The organism is Pseudoalteromonas sp. MER144-MNA-CIBAN-0113, from assembly GCF_040308965.1.
Classification (GTDB): domain Bacteria; phylum Pseudomonadota; class Gammaproteobacteria; order Enterobacterales; family Alteromonadaceae; genus Pseudoalteromonas; species Pseudoalteromonas tetraodonis.
Map to the genome: position 1 here is coordinate 1 of NZ_JBEOOG010000051.1, position 21,688 is coordinate 21,688.

Annotated in this window: 20 protein-coding genes and 1 pseudogene; 12 read left to right on the top strand and 9 right to left on the bottom strand. The window is 41.3% G+C overall.

The annotated features are described in order from the left end of the window. Nucleotides 1-79 precede the first annotated feature (79 nt). The 3 genes from tusA to fadB form a co-directional block, all read right to left on the bottom strand. Complete coding sequence (gene tusA, locus AAEY57_RS13150; protein ID WP_024601483.1) at nucleotides 80-319, bottom strand: sulfurtransferase TusA; 240 nt, start codon at nucleotides 317-319, stop codon at nucleotides 80-82. A 242-nt stretch (nucleotides 320-561) separates the two neighbouring features. Beyond that, nucleotides 562-1,731 (bottom strand): acetyl-CoA C-acyltransferase FadA, encoded by a 1,170-nt coding sequence (gene fadA, locus AAEY57_RS13155; protein ID WP_013463651.1) that lies wholly within the window; start codon nucleotides 1,729-1,731, stop codon nucleotides 562-564. A gap of 4 nt (nucleotides 1,732-1,735) precedes the next feature. After that, the gene (gene fadB, locus AAEY57_RS13160; protein WP_028834903.1) at nucleotides 1,736-3,895 is read right to left on the bottom strand and encodes a fatty acid oxidation complex subunit alpha FadB; all 2,160 of its coding nucleotides are present in this window, start codon (nucleotides 3,893-3,895) and stop codon (nucleotides 1,736-1,738) included. Between the two features lie 303 nt (nucleotides 3,896-4,198). On the opposite strand from fadB, the gene AAEY57_RS13165 reads away from it, so the two are divergent. The 9 genes from AAEY57_RS13165 to AAEY57_RS13205 all read left to right on the top strand — a co-directional run bounded on the left by AAEY57_RS13165 (nucleotide 4,199) and on the right by AAEY57_RS13205 (nucleotide 12,110). Continuing rightward, the gene (locus AAEY57_RS13165) at nucleotides 4,199-6,085 is read left to right on the top strand and encodes a lytic transglycosylase domain-containing protein (protein ID WP_273001559.1); all 1,887 of its coding nucleotides are present in this window, start codon (nucleotides 4,199-4,201) and stop codon (nucleotides 6,083-6,085) included. Between the two features lie 117 nt (nucleotides 6,086-6,202). Continuing rightward, nucleotides 6,203-7,561, top strand: a complete 1,359-nt coding sequence (pepQ, locus tag AAEY57_RS13170; protein ID WP_273001558.1) for a Xaa-Pro dipeptidase — start codon at nucleotides 6,203-6,205, stop codon at nucleotides 7,559-7,561. A 62-nt stretch (nucleotides 7,562-7,623) separates the two neighbouring features. Next, a complete protein-coding gene (locus tag AAEY57_RS13175; RefSeq protein WP_013463655.1) occupies nucleotides 7,624-8,238 on the top strand; it encodes a YigZ family protein in 615 nt (204 codons plus the stop codon). A 93-nt stretch (nucleotides 8,239-8,331) separates the two neighbouring features. Continuing rightward, nucleotides 8,332-9,783, top strand: a complete 1,452-nt coding sequence (locus AAEY57_RS13180; protein ID WP_273001557.1) for a TrkH family potassium uptake protein — start codon at nucleotides 8,332-8,334, stop codon at nucleotides 9,781-9,783. 24 nt (nucleotides 9,784-9,807) lie between these two features. Then, a complete protein-coding gene (locus AAEY57_RS13185) occupies nucleotides 9,808-10,470 on the top strand; it encodes a flagellar brake domain-containing protein (RefSeq protein ID WP_016900037.1) in 663 nt (220 codons plus the stop codon). Between the two features lie 513 nt (nucleotides 10,471-10,983). Next, complete coding sequence (locus AAEY57_RS13190; protein ID WP_013463658.1) at nucleotides 10,984-11,196, top strand: EF-hand domain-containing protein; 213 nt, start codon at nucleotides 10,984-10,986, stop codon at nucleotides 11,194-11,196. Between the two features lie 70 nt (nucleotides 11,197-11,266). Continuing rightward, the gene (locus AAEY57_RS13195) at nucleotides 11,267-11,479 is read left to right on the top strand and encodes an EF-hand domain-containing protein (RefSeq protein ID WP_273001556.1); all 213 of its coding nucleotides are present in this window, start codon (nucleotides 11,267-11,269) and stop codon (nucleotides 11,477-11,479) included. Nucleotides 11,480-11,617: 138 nt separating this feature from the next. Further along, nucleotides 11,618-11,830, top strand: coding sequence for an EF-hand domain-containing protein (locus tag AAEY57_RS13200; RefSeq protein ID WP_013463660.1), 213 nt, complete (start codon nucleotides 11,618-11,620; stop codon nucleotides 11,828-11,830). A 64-nt stretch (nucleotides 11,831-11,894) separates the two neighbouring features. Continuing rightward, nucleotides 11,895-12,110, top strand: coding sequence for an EF-hand domain-containing protein (locus AAEY57_RS13205; RefSeq protein WP_016900039.1), 216 nt, complete (start codon nucleotides 11,895-11,897; stop codon nucleotides 12,108-12,110). A 59-nt stretch (nucleotides 12,111-12,169) separates the two neighbouring features. Here AAEY57_RS13205 and AAEY57_RS13210 read toward each other — a convergent pair whose 3' ends face one another. From AAEY57_RS13210 to def, 6 genes and pseudogenes are all read right to left on the bottom strand, one after another. Then, the gene (locus tag AAEY57_RS13210; RefSeq protein WP_273001555.1) at nucleotides 12,170-13,213 is read right to left on the bottom strand and encodes a TonB-dependent siderophore receptor; all 1,044 of its coding nucleotides are present in this window, start codon (nucleotides 13,211-13,213) and stop codon (nucleotides 12,170-12,172) included. A gap of 671 nt (nucleotides 13,214-13,884) precedes the next feature. Then, nucleotides 13,885-14,319 (bottom strand): annotated as a pseudogene (locus AAEY57_RS13215) (TonB-dependent receptor plug domain-containing protein); the annotation flags it as partial. A 192-nt stretch (nucleotides 14,320-14,511) separates the two neighbouring features. Beyond that, entirely contained in the window at nucleotides 14,512-15,888 is a 1,377-nt protein-coding gene (trkA, locus tag AAEY57_RS13220) for a Trk system potassium transporter TrkA (protein ID WP_008112933.1), read from the bottom strand. An 84-nt stretch (nucleotides 15,889-15,972) separates the two neighbouring features. Continuing rightward, the gene (gene rsmB / locus AAEY57_RS13225; RefSeq protein ID WP_273001554.1) at nucleotides 15,973-17,268 is read right to left on the bottom strand and encodes a 16S rRNA (cytosine(967)-C(5))-methyltransferase RsmB; all 1,296 of its coding nucleotides are present in this window, start codon (nucleotides 17,266-17,268) and stop codon (nucleotides 15,973-15,975) included. Beyond that, nucleotides 17,261-18,214: a methionyl-tRNA formyltransferase gene (gene fmt / locus AAEY57_RS13230; RefSeq protein WP_058153955.1), complete on the bottom strand. Its 954-nt coding sequence runs from the start codon at nucleotides 18,212-18,214 to the stop codon at nucleotides 17,261-17,263. The genes rsmB and fmt overlap by 8 nt, the downstream gene beginning before the upstream one ends. Nucleotides 18,215-18,245: 31 nt before the next feature. Further along, on the bottom strand, nucleotides 18,246-18,752 hold the full coding sequence (gene def, locus AAEY57_RS13235) for a peptide deformylase (RefSeq protein WP_013463665.1): 507 nt from the start codon (nucleotides 18,750-18,752) through the stop codon (nucleotides 18,246-18,248). A gap of 119 nt (nucleotides 18,753-18,871) precedes the next feature. Between def and AAEY57_RS13240 the strand changes: the two genes are divergently transcribed. Genes AAEY57_RS13240 through AAEY57_RS13250 form a run of 3 tightly spaced genes read left to right on the top strand, consistent with a single transcriptional unit; the run spans nucleotide 18,872 to nucleotide 21,588 of the window. Next, complete coding sequence (locus AAEY57_RS13240; RefSeq protein WP_273001553.1) at nucleotides 18,872-19,993, top strand: LysM peptidoglycan-binding domain-containing protein; 1,122 nt, start codon at nucleotides 18,872-18,874, stop codon at nucleotides 19,991-19,993. Between the two features lie 28 nt (nucleotides 19,994-20,021). Beyond that, the gene (dprA, locus tag AAEY57_RS13245) at nucleotides 20,022-21,113 is read left to right on the top strand and encodes a DNA-processing protein DprA (protein ID WP_013463667.1); all 1,092 of its coding nucleotides are present in this window, start codon (nucleotides 20,022-20,024) and stop codon (nucleotides 21,111-21,113) included. 1 nt (nucleotide 21,114) lies between these two features. Continuing rightward, complete coding sequence (locus AAEY57_RS13250) at nucleotides 21,115-21,588, top strand: DUF494 family protein (protein WP_273001552.1); 474 nt, start codon at nucleotides 21,115-21,117, stop codon at nucleotides 21,586-21,588. The last annotated feature ends 100 nt before the right edge of the window (nucleotides 21,589-21,688 follow it).

The window sequence follows — 21,688 nt, forward strand, 5'->3', positions numbered from 1 at the left end:
CTGATAGCTGATAGCTGATAGCTGATAGCTGATAGCTGATAGCTGATAGCTGATAGCTGATAGCTGATAGCTGATAGTTTTACAACCCTTTCTTCACCACATATCTATACGGTGACTCTTCAACTTCTTTAGCCACTAGCGTGTGATCCATAAAGGTACAAAAGCTGGGTATATCACGGGTGGTTGAGGGGTCGTCAGCAATAATTAGCAGTGTTTCGCCGTCGCTCATTTTGCGAATTGCAGCGCGTATCATCATCACAGGTTCTGGGCAGCGCAGGCCGATGGCATCTAATTGGTGATCGGGGTTATCAAAGCTCATAAAAATTACCTGTAATATAGTCGCTGCTTAAGTTAGGTCAGATAGTTTAGCGTAATTCAGCCGGTTGGTTAACTGTTTTGCTGAGTGAAAATAAGTCGGCCTTATTAAAAATAATTTACTACACCCGATCACACAATATAAACCGCAGAAAATCCCCACTGCTGGTGGCATAAAAAAGGCGAACTAACTTGCGCTAGTTCGCCTTTTTAATCACCAAGCTGGTTTTACATATTCAACACTAATTAGTCTTGAACACGTTCAAATACAGTTGCGATGCCTTGGCCTAAACCAATACACATAGTCGCTAAACCGTATTTTGCGTTTTTGTCTTCCATTAAGTGAATAAGTGAGGTGCTAATACGCGAACCCGAACAACCCAGCGGGTGACCCAGTGCGATAGCGCCGCCATTTAAATTCACTTTTTCGTCAACCACATCCGCTAAACCTAAGTCTTTAAGTACGGGTAGTGATTGTGCTGCGAATGCTTCGTTAAGTTCAGCAACATCGATGTCATCAATAGTAATACCAGCTTGTGCCAATGCTTTTTTACTTGCTGGTACTGGGCCGTAACCCATGATTGATGGATCGCAACCGGCAACGGCCATCGCGCGAATATATGCACGAATTGGTAAGCCAAGTTCTTTTGCTTTTTCTTCGCTCATCACTAACATAGCTGATGCGCCATCAGAAAGTGCTGAAGATGTGCCCGCTGTAACAGAACCCGTAGCAGGGTTAAATACTGGACGCAGCTGCGATAAACCTTCAACCGTTGTTTCAGGGCGAATTACTTCATCATCTTCAACAAGGATAAGTGAACCGTCAGCATCGTGACCTTCCATTGCTAAAATTTCGCGGCGGAAACGCCCTTCAACTGTTGCAGCATGTGCACGTTGATGCGAGCGGTAAGCAAACTCATCTTGTTGCTCACGGCTAATACCGTGAATAGTAGCAAGGTACTCAGCAGTTAAACCCATAGAGCCAGAAGCTTGTGCAATTGATGTTGCTAAGCCAGGGTGAAAGTCGTTACCGTGAGTCATAGGTACGTGGCCCATGTGTTCAACACCACCAATTAGGTAAGTATCGCCAGCGCCAGTCATAATAGCGCGAGCAGCATCATGCAATGCTTGCATTGATGAGCCACATAAACGGTTCACTGTGGTTGCTGGCACTGAATGTGGAATGCCTGCAAGTAGAGATGCGTTACGTGCAACGTTAAAGCCTTGCTCTAAAGTTTGCTGTACACAACCCCAATAAATATCGTCAATTGACGCAGGGTCAACTGCTGGATTACGTTCTAATAAGCCTTTCATTAAATGAGCGCTTAAGTCTTCTGCACGTTTGTTTTTAAATACGCCGCCTTTTGAGCGACCCATTGGTGTGCGGATACAATCTACAATTACTGGATTATTCATGATATTAACCTTCCACCTTATAGAAAACACGGCCTTCTTCAGCCCACTTGCGAGTTTGCTCTGATACTTGGTAAATCGCACCTAGGTGAGCGTATTTGTCTGCTGCTGCAACAAAGTTAGCTAAACCTGTTTGATCTAAGTAACGGAACGCGCCGCCTCTAAATGGAGGGAAACCAACACCGTATACAAGTGCCATATCAGCTTCTTGAGGAGAAGCAACAATGCCTTCTTGTAAACAAAGTAGCACTTCGTTGATCATTGGGATCATACAACGGTCAATGATTTCTTGTTTATCAAATTCTTTTGGTGCGTCTGTAATTGGTGCAAGTAGTTCAATCGCTGTTTGGTCATGCGATTTTTTAAGACGACCGCGACGGTCTGTTTCATACTTGTAAAAACCTGCTTTGTTCTTTTGACCAAAACGTTTTTCGTTAGCAAAAACAGTCACTGGATCTTTCTCTGCACGTGCCATACGTTCAGGGAAGCCGTCTGCCATTACGCCAGTACAATGGAAAGCAGTATCAATACCGACTACATCAAGTAGGTAAGCCGGACCCATAGGCCAGCCAAATACGTTTTCCATGACTTTATCTACTTTTGCAAAGTTAGCGCCTTCAACCACTAATTTGCTAAAGCCTGCAAAGTAAGGGAATAAAACACGGTTTACAAAAAAGCCTGGGCAATCGTTAACAACAATCGGCGATTTACCTAGTTTAAGTGCGTAATCAACTACGGCATTAATGGTTTTATCTGAGGTTTTTGCACCACGGATAATTTCTACTAATGGCATTTTTGGTACTGGGTTGAAAAAGTGCATACCACAGAAGTTTTCTGGTTTTTCAAGTGCTTCTGCAAGTAGGTCAATACAAATGGTCGATGTATTTGACGTAAGCACAGTGCCTTCTGGCATATTCTTTTCAAGATCAGCAAGTACGGCTTGCTTCACTTTAGGGTTCTCTACTACCGCTTCAACAATAATGTTGGCGTTTTGTAGGTCTGCATCGTTAAGCGTTGGTTTGATTTTGCTAAGTGTTGCTAGCATTTTTTCCATTGGCATATGGCCGCGCTTAACTTTTGCACCTAATAGCTTAGACGCTTCACCCATACCTAAATCAAGTGCATCCTGTTGGATGTCTTTCATTATGATTGGTGTACCTTTATAAGCAGATTGGTATGCAATACCGCCGCCCATAATACCTGCGCCTAATACAGCAGCTTGTTTAATTTCTACATCACTGTGCTTAGCAAATTTACGTGCTTTACCTTTAATGTATTGGTCTGCTAAAAAGATACCTGTTTGCGCGGCTGCTTCGTTGGTACGAGCAAGCTTTGCAAAGTTGGCATTTTCAATTGCCATTGCTTCGGCGCGTGAGCAGTTTGCTGCTGCTTTAATAGTGCGAACGGCCATAACTGGAGCAGGATAGTGGCCTTTGGTTTTACCCATTACCATACCTTCTGCCATTGCAAAGCTCATGCCTTGCTCAACACGGTTTAATTTAAGCGGTTGTAATTTTACAGCGCGTTTTGCTTGCCAATCTAGCTTGCCAGCAATCGCTAATTCTAATGTTGCTATACTTGACTCTTGTAGTTTGTTGGCACTAACTACTGCGTCAAACGCACCTACTTTAAGGGCATCAGCTGCGCGATTTTCGTTACCTGTGGTGATCCACATCATCGCGTTATCGGCGCCAATAATGCGCGGAAGGCGCACTGTGCCGCCAAATCCAGGCATTATGCCTAATTTAACTTCTGGTAAACCCATTTTTGCTGAGTCACTTGCAACACGATAATCGGTAGCAAGTGCCCACTCACAGCCGCCGCCAAGCGCCAAGCCGTTTATAACACTGAGTGTTGGGAATGGTAAATCTTCAATTGCATCAAAAACGTCAGTTGCATTTTTGATCCACGTTACTAATTCTGCTTCAGGTTTAGTAAAAGTAGGTAAAAATTCGAAGATATCTGCACCAATAATAAAGTGGTCTTTATCACTGGTAAAAATCATGCCTTTAATATCAGCGTTAGCGGCTAATTCTTTTAATGCTGCCGCGCAATCTGAAAGAGTTTGTTGAGATAATGTGTTTACAGAACCTGTAGCACAAAACTTAAACTCGGCGATGTTTTCCTTCACGAAGCTAACTTCAAAGGAATCGCTTTTATATAACATTATTATTCTCCCTAGTTGATGAACTAAGACTGGTACGATGAGTTCATATTCAGACCAGTGTGCTTGCTTTAAATTAAAAATGCAACGAAAAATTTATCTTGGTTACAAACGTCTGGTTAAAATATAGCTGGTTTGGTGCTAAGGTGGGTTTGAAAGTTTTCTTTATTCATTTTATTGCGCTGTCTTAGTGTTCATAGCTTGGGTTTTATTAGAATAAATAGTACAGCTGTGTATGTGCTGTTGTTTACTTACTCTTCGCCACACTTCGTCAGCCTTGAAGGTTACTATGCCCTAAAGGACATTATGAAAAAATACTTATTAAGCGTAGCGGCAGCGACTCTATTTTTCTCTTTCCCCTCTGCCAACGCGAAAACTGATATTGATGCATTTTTAGACGCTGAAAAACAGGCGCGCTATGGCAATTATCAAAATTTTAAAGAAGCGGTGGATTCATTGTCTCATCCGCTTAAACCGTATGTTGAAAAAGCCTATTGGGAACGTTACCCCAGCTTAGCCCACCAAACAGAGATAGAAAATTTTCTCACTGTTTATGAACATACGCCATTAGAGTGGCCAGTGCGTAAAGCATGGTTAAACTATTTAAAACGCAGAAATCAAAAAGCAGCGTTTATTAAAAACTACCGTGAAACCTCTGACAGTGAGCTTACTTGTACCCACCTTACTTTTCAGCTTGATCTTGGTGCGCCTAGAAAAGCAATACTCAATCAGGTAACCGACTTATGGACAGTGGGTGAGTCGCAGCCAAGTGAATGCGATGGCCTTTTTAAACGCTGGCGTCAAGATGGTTATTTAACGCCCGATGTTGTTTGGCAGCGTGTCACTTTAGCGGCGCAAGGGGGGTCTTATCGTTTACTGCCTTATTTAAAAACATTGTTGCCAGCCAATGAGCGCTACTTAGCCGATTTATACTCAAAAGTAAGACGTGACCCAAGTGCAGCGGCGGGGTTATATCGTTATAAGCGCAAAACAGTAAAAGAAGGTGAAATAGCCCTTTATGGTATTAAACGCTTAATTTGGCGTGATAAAGAGTTGGCATTAAAGGCATGGCAAAAAATTGAGAGTTTATTTGATTACACTGATGATGAAAAAGCGGATGTATATTATACCTTTGCGCTTTCGTTGGCGTCGAGCGGGCATAGCCAAGCTAGCTTCTATTTAAATAAAGTACCCAAAGAGCGCCAAGATCGTAAATTAATGCAATGGCAGTTAGCTAATCTACTCAAAACCCAAGATTGGGAGGGAATTGCGGCATTTTTTACAGGTAAAGAAAATCTTAGCTTAGGGCAACAGTATTGGCTTGCTTATAGTTATGACAAACGCGCAGATCATGAAAAAGCTAAGGCAATTTGGACTAAAGTGGCCGCTAACCGTGATTATTATGGTTTTTTAGCCGCTGCGCGTTTGGGCATACCGGTTGATTTAAATGAGTTGCCCGTTAATGTAAATCAAGCTTTAGTAACAAGAGTGAGTAATGCGCCAGGCTTTAAGCGTGCCAAAGCCCTGTATGAATTAGAGCGCTTTACTGCCGCTCGACGCGAGTGGAATTATTTAACTGATACCTCAGCTGATGATGAAAAATTAGCTGCGTCGGTACTTGCAGCCGAGCTGGATTGGTTTGATAGTACTATATTCACCCTAGCAAAAATAAAAGCATGGGATTATGTGGATTTGCGTTTCCCTTTTGCATTTCAAGAAATGTTTGAGCGTTACAGCAAGCGAAGCAAAATTGACCTAACTTGGAGTATTGCTATTGCACGTCGCGAAAGCTCATTTGCACCTGATGCGCGCTCCCATGCAAATGCACGCGGGTTAATGCAGCTATTACCGAGTACGGCAAAGTATATTAATAAAGGCACGGTTTCTAATCGTCGTTTGTATCAACCAAAAACCAACATTCGTCTCGGGACTCGTTATTTACAGTATTTAAAAAAGAAAAACCACGGCAATGAGGTGTTAGCTACAGCATCTTATAACGCTGGGTATCATCGTATTAAGCGTTGGTTACCAGAAGAAGCAATGCCGGCTGAGCTATGGGTTGAACTTATTCCTTATAGAGAAACCCGAGATTATGTAAAAAATGTATTTGCTTATCGACAGGTTTATCATACTCGCCTTGGTCGGGAGGGAAACCTTCTAGCCCCCATATTAGAAATGACGATGGGCGGATAGTAAAAATAAATCTACAACCACAGAGGGATATTTACACAGTAAGTATCCCTCTTTTTTGAGCGCTTTGTGTATAAGTGGTAGACTCAAAGCAAGTTAAATTTAACAGATGGGTTTATTATGGAAAAATTAGCCGTTTTATACGCCGAACATATTGCAACATTGCAGCAGCGTACACGTACTATTTGTGAGCAAGAAGGGTTAGAAGGATTAGTCATTCATTCAGGCCAAGCTAAGCGCCAATTTTTAGATGATATGTATTACCCGTTTAAAGTTAACCCTCATTTTAAAGCGTGGCTACCGGTTATTGATAATCCACATTGCTGGATTGTGGTAAATGGTAGCGATAAGCCAAAACTTATTTTTTATCGCCCAATTGATTTTTGGCATAAAGTACCTGATGAGCCAAGAGATTTTTGGGCAGAATACTTCGATATTGAATTGTTATTACAACCCGATCAGGTTGAAAAGCTACTACCTTACGATAAAGCTAAATTTGCCTACATTGGTGAATACCTCGAAGTAGCACAAGCACTTGGCTTTAGTATTATGAACCCTGAGCCAGTACTTAACTATATTCATTACCACCGTGCTTATAAAACGCAATATGAACTTGAATGTTTACGTAATGCGAATCGTATTGCGGTTGATGGCCATAAAGCAGCGCGTGATGCGTTTTTTAATGGTGGTAGCGAATTTGATATTCAGCAAGCCTACTTAATGGCAACGCGTCAAAGTGAAAACGAAATGCCATATGGCAACATTGTGGCCCTTAACGAAAACTGCGCTATTTTGCACTACACCCATTTTGAGCCAAAAGCACCACAAACGCATAATTCATTTTTAATTGATGCGGGCGCTAATTTTAATGGTTACGCTGCGGATATTACTCGTACCTACGACTTTAAAAAGCAAGGTGAGTTTGCTGACTTAGTTAATGCTATGACGGCGCATCAAATTGAGTTAGGAAAAAGCTTAAAGCCAGGTTTATTGTATGGCGATCTGCATATTGATTGTCATAACCGTATTGCTCAGCTATTAAGTGATTTTGATATTGTTAAACTACCGGCAGCGGAAATTGTTGAGCGTCAAATTACCTCAACTTTCTTCCCGCATGGCTTAGGGCATCATTTAGGTGCACAGGTTCACGATGTGGGTGGTTTTATGCGTGATGAAACAGGGGCACATCAAGCGCCACCAGAAGGCCATCCATTTTTACGCTGCACTCGCTTAATTGAGAAAAACCAAGTGTTTACTATTGAGCCAGGTTTGTATTTTATTGACTCTTTACTGGGTGATTTAGCACAAACAGACAATAAGCAGTTTATTAACTGGGAAAAAGTCGAAGCGTTTAAACCTTATGGCGGTATTCGTATCGAGGACAATATTATTGTTCACGAAGATAGCCTAGAAAATATGACGCGTAATTTATTACTCGACAAAATCCTTATTAAAGACGAGTTAGTCAATACGCGCTAAAATAAACGGATACAAAGGGGCCTTTTGGCCCCATTTTTTTAATTAAAGCCTAAGTAAGTGCTATGTCTGAATATAAATACCCAGCCGAAGCTGTATTTCATCAAGAAGAAATTAAAAAAAGTACCTTTATCGTTCATATAGGTCACACGCCCGATCTAAATGCTGCGAAAGCCTTTATTAAAAATATTGAAGAAAAATATAGTGATGCACGCCACAATTGTTGGGCACATGTTGCAGGTAACCCAGGTGGCAGCCATGTTTATGGTTTTTCTGATGACGGGGAGCCCAATGGCACCGCAGGTAAACCCATGCTTAATGTGCTAGTGGGCTCAGGCTTAGGTGAAGTGACCGCTGTGGTAACACGTTACTTTGGAGGTATAAAGCTGGGTACGGGTGGGCTGGTGCGTGCTTATGGTGGTTCACTCAATAATGCCTTAGCAAAACTACAAACCGTGGTGAAAGTGCCGAGCGCTGAGCTGGTGGGCTTTAGTGAATACAGTATGCAAGGGGCGATAGAGCAACATTTAAAAACGAACTTTCAGGTACTTAATATTGAAAAGCAGTTTACTGCAAATATTGAGTGGACTATTACCATTGATAGTCGCCAAGCGCAGCAAGCCATCAAAGATATTTTTGATTTAAGCCACGGCGCAGTTGAGTTAACAATCAAAGAGTAATAGTCTTACATTCATCCCATTTAATGATTAAACATTAAATTTCGAGTCATACAGTAGTTATTTTAATTTACTAATAAAAAAGCGATACGCTCAATGCAATTTCGTACCATCATAAAAATTCTTGGCCAATTGGTTGCGCTATTCAGTATTACTATGGTGCCACCAGCGCTAGTGTCTTTAATTTATAAAGATGGTGGAGGGGTGCCGTTTGTTTTAGCCTTTATATTCAGTGTTGTTATTGGCTTAATGGCTTATTACCCAAATAGGCATGAGCATGGCGATTTAAAAGCCCGCGAAGGCTTTTTAATCGTGGTTTTGTTTTGGCTAGTACTAGGCGCGTTTGCCTCCTTACCGCTGGTATTTTTACAAGAACCCAACCTCTCTTTAGCCGACGCCGTGTTTGAGGCCTTTTCTGGCTTAACCACAACAGGGGCTACCGTACTGACCGGCATTGAGTATCTGCCTAAATCGGTCTTGTTTTATCGCCAACAATTACAGTGGTTTGGTGGTATGGGGATCATTGTATTAGCGGTAGCAATCCTGCCAATGCTTGGCGTAGGTGGTATGCAGTTGTATCGGGCTGAGATTCCAGGCCCCGTAAAAGATTCCAAAATGACCCCGCGTATAGCCGACACCGCTAAACACCTTTGGTATATTTATGTGTCTATTACCCTGGCATGTACTTTGGCGTATTGGAGCGCTGGCATGAATTGGTTTGATGCAATTTGCCATGCTTTTTCTACGGTGGCCATTGGTGGTTTTTCTACTTATGACGCTTCAATGGGGCATTTTGATAGCCCAGTAATTAACTTTATTTGTGTGTTCTTTTTAATTATCGCAGCCATTAACTTTTCTCTGCATTATGCTGCTGTAGCGAGTCGTAATATTAGTGTCTACATTCGTGACCCTGAATTCAAAGTGTTTCTATGTATTCAGCTCGCGCTGGTGGTGATTTGTTTCACGGTACTTTCATCTCACGATGTTTATGCCAATGGCGATGAAACCCTCGATCAGGCATTGTTTCAAGCTGTATCTATAAGCAGCACCGCAGGATTTGCCACAGATAACTTTTCTGCTTGGCCTTTGTTTTTACCTATTTTATTAATATTCTCTAGTTTTATTGGTGGCTGTGCTGGTTCAACTGGCGGCGGTATGAAAGTTGTGCGCGTGTTTTTACTTTATCTACAAGGGGTGCGAGAGCTAAACCGCTTAGTGCATCCTCGAGCTATATACTCTATAAAGCTAGGGCGAAAGGCGCTACCAGATAAAGTAGTTGAAGCGGTATGGGGCTTTTTCTCGGCTTATGCACTAGTCTTTATTATTATTATGTTAGCGTTAATGGGCACCGGGCTAGACAATATAACGGCATTCTCAGCAACGGCAGCGTGTTTAAATAACCTTGGCCCAGGGTTAGGTGATGTTGCTTCTCATTATGGCGCTATTACCGATGCTGCAAAATGGATATTAACCGTGGCAATGGTATTTGGCCGTTTAGAGATATTTACCTTACTCGTGCTATTTACTCCAACATTTTGGCGTGGATAACGTTTTAAATATTAGGAAGGAAATATGCGAAAAACCAATTTGGAAAAGTTAAACCAAATCGTCACGGGTGGCATAGTTGATTTAGAAATCCTCACCCCCACGAGTAGCCGACGCGTAAAAACAGAGTTTATAGGCTTATTAGAAAATAAGTTTATTATTTTAAATTACCCCAATGCAAAACGGCTCCCCATGGCAAGTGATTATTTACGCGATGGTGTGATGGTGGTGGTAAGAGCGCTTATAGAGGGCAGTGGTGGGCATGTTTTAGCGTTTCGTCAGCAGCTTATGTCTGTAGCATCTCACCCGGCTAAGTTATTGTTTATCGACTATCCTTCACAAGTACAGCTATTTGAACTGCGCTCGCAAGCGCGTATACCGACGCTGTTTCCAGCCAAGTTAAAATTATCGGATGATCGCCCTTCCTTTGAAGGCGTTATAAAAGATATTTCGTTAACGGGTGTTATGTTTGATATTAAAACAACCCAAGAAATCGACGACATTAAAGATATGCGTTGCATCGTAGTGTTTGATGAAGATACAAAGCACGAAGGGCAAATATGCAGTGTGAAAAAACATGCTAAGGGCATATATTGCGGAATTCGATTATTTGCCAGTGAAGAGCAAATGAAAGCCCTGATGGGGGATCACTTCATTGACCCTAATGCACTTGAAGTTGAAATTGTATAAGACCTGTTATCTTTCGACGCTGAACATTTTACAATTCTAAAATATCAACAAGCTCTAACATTTTCGCTCTTTTGCAACAAATAGCCATGTTTTGTTGTTATTTTTAAAAGCCATTTCAAATTTATTTTATAAATTCATTAAAAACAATTAGTTAAATATGTTTTTTATTCTAATTTTTTTGTTTATAACAAAATTAAACTCAACTCACCTTCCTTTTTGTTTATTTAATCCTCTTTTTTAGCGATTGCTCATCGACTGTGTGGGGTTTTCCTTAAACTCAACTCTTTGATTTTTATTGTTTTAATTTTATTGCCTTATCTACTGTTGCTAAAAAGCAACAAAATAACGAGTTAAATAGCGCCATTTTCAGCTAGTTGCTGGTTAATTTATTGAAAGTTATGGTTTTTATATTTTTGGCATCGAAGTTGTAATAGTCAGGCTGTATTGAACGAAACGTGATTTAAAGTAAAACACTTAATCGCATAAAACATAAACTTTGAAGGAAGATAGATTATGAAAAGCATTAATAAAACTTTAGCACTTATCGCATTAGCTTCTTCATCAGCCGCTTTTGCAGCAAGCGACTTTGACACGCTAGACGTTGACGGCAACGGCGCAATCAGTCAAAGCGAAGCATCGGTTGATGCAAAATTAATGAGCATGTTTTCAGAGCTTGATACTGACCAAAACGGTGAGTTATCAAAACAAGAGTTCTCTAAAGCATAACCCTAAGCTATTAAAGTTTTGGGAGTTAAAAGCTCCCTCATTATTTAAACGATTTTAAGGAATACTCATTATGAAAACATTACACAAAACATTTGCACTTATCGCTCTTGCTTCTTCATCAGCTGCCTTTGCAGCGAGCGGCTTCGACACACTAGATACCGACGGCAACGGTGCTATTAGCCAAAGCGAAGCATCGGTTGATGCAAAATTAATGAGCATGTTCTCAGAGCTTGATACTGACCAAAACGGTGAGCTATCAAAAGAAGAATTTTCGAAAGCATAAGACAAGGCTAAGTATATTCTGAGTTGCCAAAGACAACCTAAATAGGCAAGGAAGCCTATGAAAGAGAATAACAAGGACCGTGATAGCCAGACACAATTTTTTGATAGACCATTGCATTACATTTTGAAGGATTAAATTATGAAAACATTACATAAAACATTTGCACTTATCGCGCTAGCTTCTTCATCAGCTGCTTTTGCAGCAAGCGACTTTGACATGCTTGATACTGATGGTAACGGTGCTATTAGTCAAAGCGAAGCCGCTGTAAACGCTGATTTAACAGCCGCATTTACTGAGCTTGATACTGACGGTAATGGTGAGCTTTCTAAAGCTGAGTTTGCAAACTTTTAACTTTTGACTTTTTTCATTGCACAGGGATCTCAGAAAAGGATTTCCCTCTTATAGGAGACTTATTATGAAAGCATTAAACACAACACTTGCGATTTTAGTATTAGCGTCATCATCAGCAGCTTATGCAGCGGTAGATTTTGCCTCTTTTGATAGTAATGGCGACGGTGTAATTAGCCAGCAGGAAGCCGCCGCTAATAAACAACTAATGAACATTTTTGATGATTTAGATACCGACGGAAATGGTGAACTTTCTAAAGAAGAGTTTGCAAGAGTACAATAAGTATTAACCCATCATACTCCACTAAAGCCGCTTAATAGTCAGCGGCTTTTTTGTGCTTGTTAGAGGCTATATTTAAGTTGGAGAGAGAAGCTTCTTGGCTTACCATAACGATATTGGTTATAGAACCCAATTTGACTGTAATAATGCTTATCAAATAAGTTATCGATATTTAGACTAACAGATAACTGCTCATTCATTTGATAATTCGCCATTAGGCTTGCAATACCATAGCTAGGCTGGTTTACCTCAACAGCGCCATAAACAGGGTTTTTAACTTCGTCATAGCTATTGCTTTGCCAGCGATAGCCTCCACCCAATTTTAGATTGTCTAATGCACCTGAGAGTTGATAGCTAGTAAAAAGTTTAAATTGATCGTTTGGGTTGGTGGTATTTAATACCGTATTATCCGGTTTTTCGCCTTTACTATGGGTATAGCCAAAATAAGCGTTCCAGTTATCGGTTAATTTTCCGTTGATTTCTAGCTCGTAGCCTTGAGTTAATGTGCCGTTAATGGGCTTGTAGATGGCCTGAAGTGTTTCTGCAATGGTATCGCCCGTGTACTCGCCCACATTATCTTGATAAATTTTAAATCCAGAAAGGGATATGTCTAAACGTTCATCAAGTACAGAAGCTTTTATGCCAAGTTCATAATTCTTACCTTCAATAGGGCTTAAATAATTGCCATTTTTATCAACTCGACTTTGTGGTGTAAAAATATCAGTGTAATTAGCATACAAAGCCCAACTCTGTGTTAGTTCATAAGTTGCTCCAAAATAATTAGTTAGTTCATCACTTATTTTATAATCATGCATGCGACCAAAATTATCTTGATTGGTTTGCCATTGATTTAACCGGCTTCCAACAATTAAAGACAAGGCATTGGTTATATTTAGTTGTGCAGCAACATAAAGCGCATCTTGTTTAGTTGTGCCATAAGAGCCGTAAGCCGCTTCTGACTGCCAAGTTGGTTTTGCAATGCTATAACTAGAGTCAGTGAAATCGCCGATAACATAGTCACTTTGTTGGCTAGCATAATAAGGGGTCGAAAACTGTTGCTCTTGGGTATTATAACCAAATAGCAGTTGGTGCTTTGGCCCAGCCAATTAAACCGACCATTGAGTTCGACCTCATAGGTATCCTGCGTTCTGTTTGCATCAATATAGTTTATAGAACCTGGCATCATTCCAGTGTTGTTTATAGGATCGGGCTCTCCTTTTATCCAAAACACATCATAGTCTAGGTCGTTATCACCATAGACATAATTAGCGGTTAGCTGCCAGTTAGCGTTAAAGTAATGCTCTAGGCGAATAAATGCATTAAGTGCATCGGTTCGAGAAGAGGCCCAATCTTGAGCTGTTGAAGCATCTCTGTCATAAGCAGTGCGGGAGCCATCACTATAAAAAATAGGCAAACCACCTGACATTGTTCCTTTAGGGGTTGTCGATTGATTATCAACAGCAAGAGTCAATAAAGTACTGTTAGAAAGATCTGCCTCAATAATGCCATACAATGTTTGACTGGTTTGCGAAAAGCGATCTTGATATGAGTGTCTATCTTGATAAGCAACAACAGCTCGTCCTCTTATACTTTCACTATTATTTATGCTTCCCGACACATCCACCATCGCGCGGTAGTTGTCCCATGAGCCTAATGAAGCAGTAAGATTTATTTGAGTGTTTGCAGTTGGGCGTTTACGTATCAAATTAATTGCTGCCGAAGGGTTACCCGCGCCCAGCATTAACCCCGTTACTCCTCTAACTATTTCGATACGATCATAAATTGTGGTATCGGTTAGGTTATCTCCATAATTAAAGCGGGTGTCATAGGTGGTCGCTATGCCATCATAAAGTATGCTGGTGACACTAATACCTCGGGCTGAAATAGAAAACTTACCATTATCTGCTTCTCGAGCATTTATGCCTGTCACACTGGTTATAGCTTCAATTGCGGTATTTAGTTGTTGGTCTGCCATGAAGTCGCTTGTTATCGCTATCGTTGATTGCGGCGTTTGCAAATGTGATAGCTCAAGGCCAGTTGCAGAGCTCATAGAATTAACTCTATAGCCCTTCGCTTGCTCTCCGATTACGGTTAACCTTTCGATACCTTCGCTAGTGTGGGCGAGCGTTTGAGTTGAAACTGTTGAAAGTAAAAGGCCAACCAGAGTGTAATGAGTTATGGGAGAATTTTTCTTAGAGAGTAGGTGTATCATTTGAAATCCATTTTTATTTAAAAACGTGAAATTAACTTTTCACATCTGTAGATGTCGCTGCTTGATAATCGAGCAAGAAGAGACTAATGGATTTTCCTTTTTTAGTAAATGCTTTTGATAATGATTTTTATTTAGGTTTGGGTGTTCTCCTTTTTACTTACAAGCGGGTTGTGAATAAAAAGGAGGAATTACTTATAAAAAGATTGCGCTAACTTGGAATAACTTTTCAACCACGTTAATGTGCTTTTTATCAATTAAGAACATGATTACATGATCGCCTGACAAAATAATTGTATCGTCATGGGCAATCAGTACATCGTCATTTCGCACAATTGCACCTATTGTGGTACCTGCTGGCAATTTAATATCGGCAATTGCGCGACCTACCACTTTAGAGGTATTTTCATCACCATGGGCAACCGCTTCTATGGCTTCTGCAGCCCCTTTACGCAACGAGTACACGTTTACAATATCACCACGGCGCACGTGAGTCAGCAATGCAGAAATAGTCGCTTGTTGTGGTGAAATCGCAATATCTATTTCGCCGCCCTGTACTAAATCAACGTAAGCGCCTCGTTGAATAAGTACCATGGTTTTTTGTGCCCCCATGCGTTTTGCGAGCATAGCCGACATTATATTTACTTCATCGTCGTTGGTAACGGCAATAAACACATCAACCTGTTCAATGTGTTCTTCAGAGAGCAGCTCCTGATCGGATGCATCACCACAAAATACCACGGTGTTGTCGAGCATTTCAGAGAGTTGTTCGGCACGCTCTTTACTTCGCTCTAGTAACTTAACGCTGTGGTTTCTTTCCAGTGAACGGGCTAGGCCTGCACCAATATTACCGCCACCGGCAATCATGATTTTTTTATACGAGCGTTCCAGCTTTTGTAGCTCGTTCATTACCGCACGAATGTGTTTGGTTGCGGCAATAAAAAATACTTCATCGTCGGCTTCTATTACGGTGGTGCCTAACGGTTTTATCGCTTTACCTTGGCGGTAAATAGCGGCCACTCGAGTTTCAACATTAGGAATATGCTGCTTAAGTGTAGATAGGGCATAGCCTACCAATAAGCCGCCATAGTAGGCTTTTACAGCCACTAAAGAGAGCATGCCATCGGCAAATTGCAGTACTTGTAATGCGCCAGGGTAGTCTATTAGGCGGCGAATATACTTAGTAACGAGTGCTTCTGGGGCTATGTAATGATCGACAGGTAAGTCATCATTATGAAAGAGTTTTTCGCGGTATTTTAAATACTGCTCAGAGCGAATACGGGCTATTTTGGTCGGTGTATTAAAAATACTGTAGGCAACTTGGCATGCCACCATGTTAACTTCATCTGAGCTGGTCACCGCAATAATCATATCGGCATCTTCAGCCCCTGCGCGACTTAACACGTCAGGGTGGGCGCCGTGGCCTGCAACACCTTGTAAATCGTATTTATCTTGCAGTTCACGCAAGCGGTTACCGTCGATATCAACTACGGTTATTTCGTTTTGTTCACCCACTAGGTTTTCTGCGAGTGTGCCGCCAACTTGCCCAGCACCGAGTATGATTATTTTCATTATGTACCCGTATTATTAATACTAATTACATCAAAATAATAACTACCTCAAAAGCGAGGTAGTTAAATGTGTTGCGTGGCAATACTAGGCTTTTTTAACTAATTTAGCGTAGTAAAAACCGTCACTTTCACCTGGTAACAGCTGTAAGCCTGGTGTGGTTTTAGTGTCTTCGCTGTGCAAAGGAATATGCTCTGCGTCTTCATTATTAGCTAAAAACTTAGCAACTTGTTGTTGGTTTTCTTGTGGAAGCACCGAACAGGTTGCATACACCAATGTACCGCCTGGCTTTAACAATGGCCAAATGCTGTCGAGTATATCGCCTTGGAGGGTCGATAAATCGTTAATGTCGGATGCGCGACGTAACCATTTAATATCTGGGTGACGACGAATTACGCCAGTTGCAGAGCAGGGTACATCTAACAAAATACGATCAAACTGTTCTTCATCCCACCAAGTGTGAGGTTGCGATGCATCACCACATTGTAAGTCGGCGCCCAAACCTATGCGTTCTAGGTTTTGTTTAACACGTTCTAGGCGTGTGGCATCGCTATCAAGCGCAAGCACATCTGCGTCGGCAAGCTCTAAAATATGGCAGGTTTTACCACCAGGCGCTGCGCAGGCATCGAGTATTGAATCACCATTTTGTGGGTCTAGATAGCGTGCAGCAAGCTGCGCTGCCGCATCTTGTACTGAACAGGCACCGGTATCAAACTCAGGAAGTGAAAACACATCGCGTGGTTTGCTTAGTTTAATGCCATCAATAAAATCAGGATTTAGAGTATGTTCAATATCGTTAGCGGTTAGCATTTCGCTATATTCTTGGGTGCTAAACTGCGATTGATTCACTCGAAGCCACATTGGCGCTTGTTGCTGATTAGCTTCTAGAATGTCTTCCCAGCTATCTGGGTAGGCTTCTTTTACTTGCTTTATAAACCAGTTTGGATGGTTGTATAAACACACCGGAATTTGTTTGGCTTTTTCTTCAAGCTCAGCTTGTTGGCGCTGAAAGTTTCGTAAAATGGCGTTAATAAGCCCTTTTAAGCCAAGAGCGCGTAATTGTTGTAACGCATTAACGGTTTCGCTAATTGCTGCATGCGGCGGTACACGCATGTGTTGTAGTTGGTAAATGCCCACGTACAACAAGAACTGGAAAATACGGCGTTTGCCTTTAAGCGGTTGTTCTACTAAATGCTGGCAATAATTTTCTAGGCTAGGTAAGTAACGCAATACTCCATAGCAAATTTGCTGCAGTAAGGCTTTATCTTTAGGTGATAAGCCTTGGCTAGCGAAAGGGAGTTCTTGATTAAGCGATGCGCCTTTATCAACCACGTTATATAAAGTTTCAGCGGCTAGCGCTCTGACATTGCTTACATTACTCATTATTTTCGCCTAATACGGTGCCGGGTGTGACCCAGTCGCTACGACCGTTTAAAAAATCATTAATTGCCATTGGCTTTTTGCCTTGTGGTTGTAATTCGCCAATAGATAAAGCGTGTTTACCACAAGCCACAACGATACCGTTTTTATCACTTGTTAATACAGTGCCAGCTGCGCCTGATTGTTCAACCACGTTTGCTTGGTATATTTTTACCGTATTACCACGCATTTGGGTAAAGCATACTGGCCATGGGTTAAAGGCACGAATATTACGCTCGATTTGCTCGGCATCCATAGACCAATCAATGTTGGCTTCGTCTTTTGAGAGCTTTTTAGCGTAATTGGCATCGGCGTCGTTCTGTGGCTCAGGCGTTATGTCCCCGTTAGCTAAACGATTTATGGTGTCGATTAATGCACCAGGTCCCAGTTCAGCAAGCTTAGTGTATAAGCTTGCACTGGTTTCAGTACTATCAATAGGGCAGCGGCTAATATGCAGCATATCGCCGGTATCTAGCCCTTCATCCATTTGCATTATGGTTACACCGGTTTGCTGATCGCCTGCCCAAATAGCGCGTTGAATAGGTGCGGCGCCACGCCAGCGCGGTAAAATAGAACCATGTACATTTAAACACCCTAAACGTGGGGCATCTAAAATGGCTTTAGGTAAAATTAAACCGTAGGCAACGACAATCATGATATCGGCATTGAGGCTGCTTAGCTCTTCAAGTGCGTCGTCTGTTTTGAGTGATTGCGGTTGAAAAACGGGTAGATCATGTTCTAATGCAAGCGCTTTTACTTCACTGGCTTTTAGTTTTTTTCCGCGACCCGCTGGACGATCTGGTTGACTGTAAACGCCCACTATTTGGTGTTCACTATTTATGAGTGCTTGCAGATGGCGTGCAGCAAAGTCCGGCGTACCGGCAAATATAATGCGTAATGGTTGTGTCACTGAGTTTCCTAATTATTTACTAAGGTGCTTATTACTGCGCTGCAAACTTCGCTTCTTTTTCAAGCTTTTTACGAATGCGTTGGCGCTTTAATGGAGATAAATAATCAATAAATAATTTACCTTGAAGGTGATCAAGTTCATGCTGAATACAAATCGCTAATAATTCGTCAGCATCAAGAATAAATTCTTTACCTTCTTCGTTCAGTGCAGCTACGGTAACGGTTTCTGCACGGTCAACTTTTGCATACGAATGAGGAACTGATAAACAGCCTTCTTCGCTCACGGTTGAGCCATCTTTTTTGATAATTTGCGGATTGATAAGCACGAGTGGTTCATTGCGCTCTTCTGATACGTCGATCACCACAATACGCTGGTGAATATCAACCTGTGTAGCAGCAAGCCCAATACCATTTTCATCGTACATAGTTTCTAGCATATCTTTGACAATTTCACGCACTTGATCGTCAACAACAGTTACTTCTTTTGCGATTGTACGTAAACGTTCATCTGGAAATCTTAAAACTTCTAACCTAGCCATAGTTACCTTTTACACTTATGCTTAAATTTAGGGTATTGTATGTTCTTATTTTAGCCATTCACGTTCCCCTTTAACAGGTTTTGGTTAATAATAATGAAAAAACACTATGAGGAAGCTCAATGAAATCTCCATTAATTGCAATTATACTTGCATTAGGTGCAACTTTTCCTGTGCTGGCAGATGTACTAACTATAAAAAAAGATGCACCTAAACAGTATGTTGTGAAAAAAGGTGACACGCTTTGGGATATCTCAGCTATATATCTAAACGAACCTTGGTTATGGCCTGAACTATGGCAAATGAACCCACAAATAGACAACCCTCACCTTATTTACCCGGGAGATGCGTTAGCATTAATTTACGATACAGACGGTAATCCGCGTTTAGTGATTAATAAAGCGTATCGAAAGCTATCACCTATGGGACGTATTACGCCAAAAGGGAAAGATGCGATAACAACTTTACCTCTTGCGTTGATTAAACCGTATTTGTCGTTTGAGCAAGCTATTAACAGCGATACCATAAAAGAAAAGCCCTATATTTTGGGCGCCAACGAAAATACCAAAACCCAAACTATTGACCATATTTTATATGTAAAAGGTAACTTAAAACGTCATCAGGCATATGCTATTTATCATAAAGGTGCGCCTTATACTGACCCTAATACCGGTGAAGAGTTAGCGAGTAGAGCATCTTATGTGGGTATGGCTCGTGCGTTTAGAACAGGTGATGCGGCCAATGGCGAACCTGCCTCAGTAAGAGTTGAATCAGTAAAACGTGAGATCAAACAGGGTGACTTTTTATTACCTGCAATGGAAGGGCAGATGCTGCCAGTATATTTTGAGATGCATCGTCCTGAACAGCCAATGCAGGGTCAAGTGATTGCCTCTCCGCGCGAGGTGAGAGAATTTAGCACGATGGATGTAGTGGTGCTAAACTTAGGTTCAGAGCAACAAGTTAAAGTAGGTCATGTACTGGATATTGAACGTCAGTCACCTAAGGTGATTGATGGTGCCAGAGGCCCGCGTTATACCGAAGATTCAAGTCGTTTAGAAAAATTGGTATCGGCTACTAGCGAATTATTTGGCTCAGAAACCGATGAAGATAGCGTTACTTGGAAAATGCCAGCAGAGAAAGTTGGTGAAATGATTATTTTTAAAGTGTATGACAAAGTTAGTTATGCGCTGATCACTAAAAATCAGCACCCAATTCGCATTGGAGATTTGGCAGTAATTCATTAAGTAGCGAGTCGGTGTTCTAGGAGGGAACATGGAGCAATCGTTTGGCAAGCTAAGCCATTGGCTTGCCTTTTACTTATGCAAAGGGCTTGGAATAAAAACGCTATTAGCCCTCTCTAAGCAGCACAGTTTAGAGTCGCTGTTTTCCTTATCGCATTCCCAGCTGGTTATGTTGGGCTTAACAGCGAGTCAAGCAAGCAATTTACTTAATACAAATTGGCAGCAAGTTGCGCATTATGAACAGCTTATTAGCCAGCAACATATTATTGTTATTAGTATTTTTGATACCACCTACCCAGAACACCTAAAACAAATAGCCAGTGCGCCATTATTACTTTTTTGTAAAGGCGATATCAGCTTACTGTCTTCTCCACAAATTGCGATTGTTGGCAGTCGAAATGCAACCACCACAGGACTTGAAATTGCTGCAGAATTTGCACATCAGCTAACGCTTGCTGGCATAACAGTAACCTCTGGTATGGCGCGTGGCATTGATGGTGCTGCCCATAAAGGAGCGCTGGCAGGAAATGGTAAAACCATTGCCGTACTAGGGACTGGTGTTGATGTTTATTACCCTAAACGCCATAAGTTACTTACAGAGCAAGTATTAACACAGGGTTTATTGGTAAGTGAGTTTTTACCGGGCACCGCGGCCAACGCGCATAACTTTCCACGGCGTAATCGTATTATTTCAGGACTCTCTTTAGGCGTTTTAATTGTTGAAGCCGAAATTAAAAGTGGCTCACTGATCACCGTACGTTATGCGCTTGAACAAAATAAAGACGTTTTTGCGGTGCCAGGCTCAATTAAAAACCCGCTGGCACAAGCAAGTCATTTTTTAATTAAGCAAGGTGCTAAGCTGGTAGAAAACGTCGCCGATATTCTTGATGAGATGAACTTTTCATACCCTTCCGGTCTAAACTATAAAGAGTTAACTGATGCTGTAACCTCTGATTGCGAGGTGCTTAACAGTATTGGTTTTGAGGTGACCAGTGTGGACGATATTATGCGTCGAGTACAGTGGCCAATTGATAAAGTACAAGCGCGATTGCTTGATTTAGAGTTAGACGATCAAATTGAACGTGTATTAGACGGCTATATTAAATTAAGCGCTGGAGGATAATATGTTTGATATTCTCATGTATTTATTTGAAAACTATGTTCACAGCGAAAGTGATGTATTTGTTGAGCAAAGCACACTTACCGATGAGTTACTTCGCGCTGGGTTTAACAAACTCGAAATTAACAAAGCTATTGACTGGTTAGATCAACTTGCCGCATTGCAATACAGCAATGAATCGCCTTATTTATTAGCCACTCCACAACATGCAGTGCGTATTTTTACCGACAGTGAGTGCCAAGTTCTCGACACCGAGTGTCGCGGCTTTTTAATGTTTGTTGAACAAACGGGCGTTATTAATAGCACCACTCGTGAAATGGTGATGGACCGTTTAGCGGCGCTTGATAATTCAGCTATTACTTTGGAAGATTTAAAATGGTTAATTCTTATGGTGTTATTTAACGCCCCTGATTCTCAGCAGGCGTATGAGCAAATGGAAGATCTTATTTTTGATGAGCCCAGTGAAGTGTTACATTAACAGGTTCACGACTAATGATGTGAGTAATCATTATTGCGTGTTTTATTATTTTCAGCGTTAACAAACCGACTGCCATAGCTTGTATCTTTAAGGGTTTTGG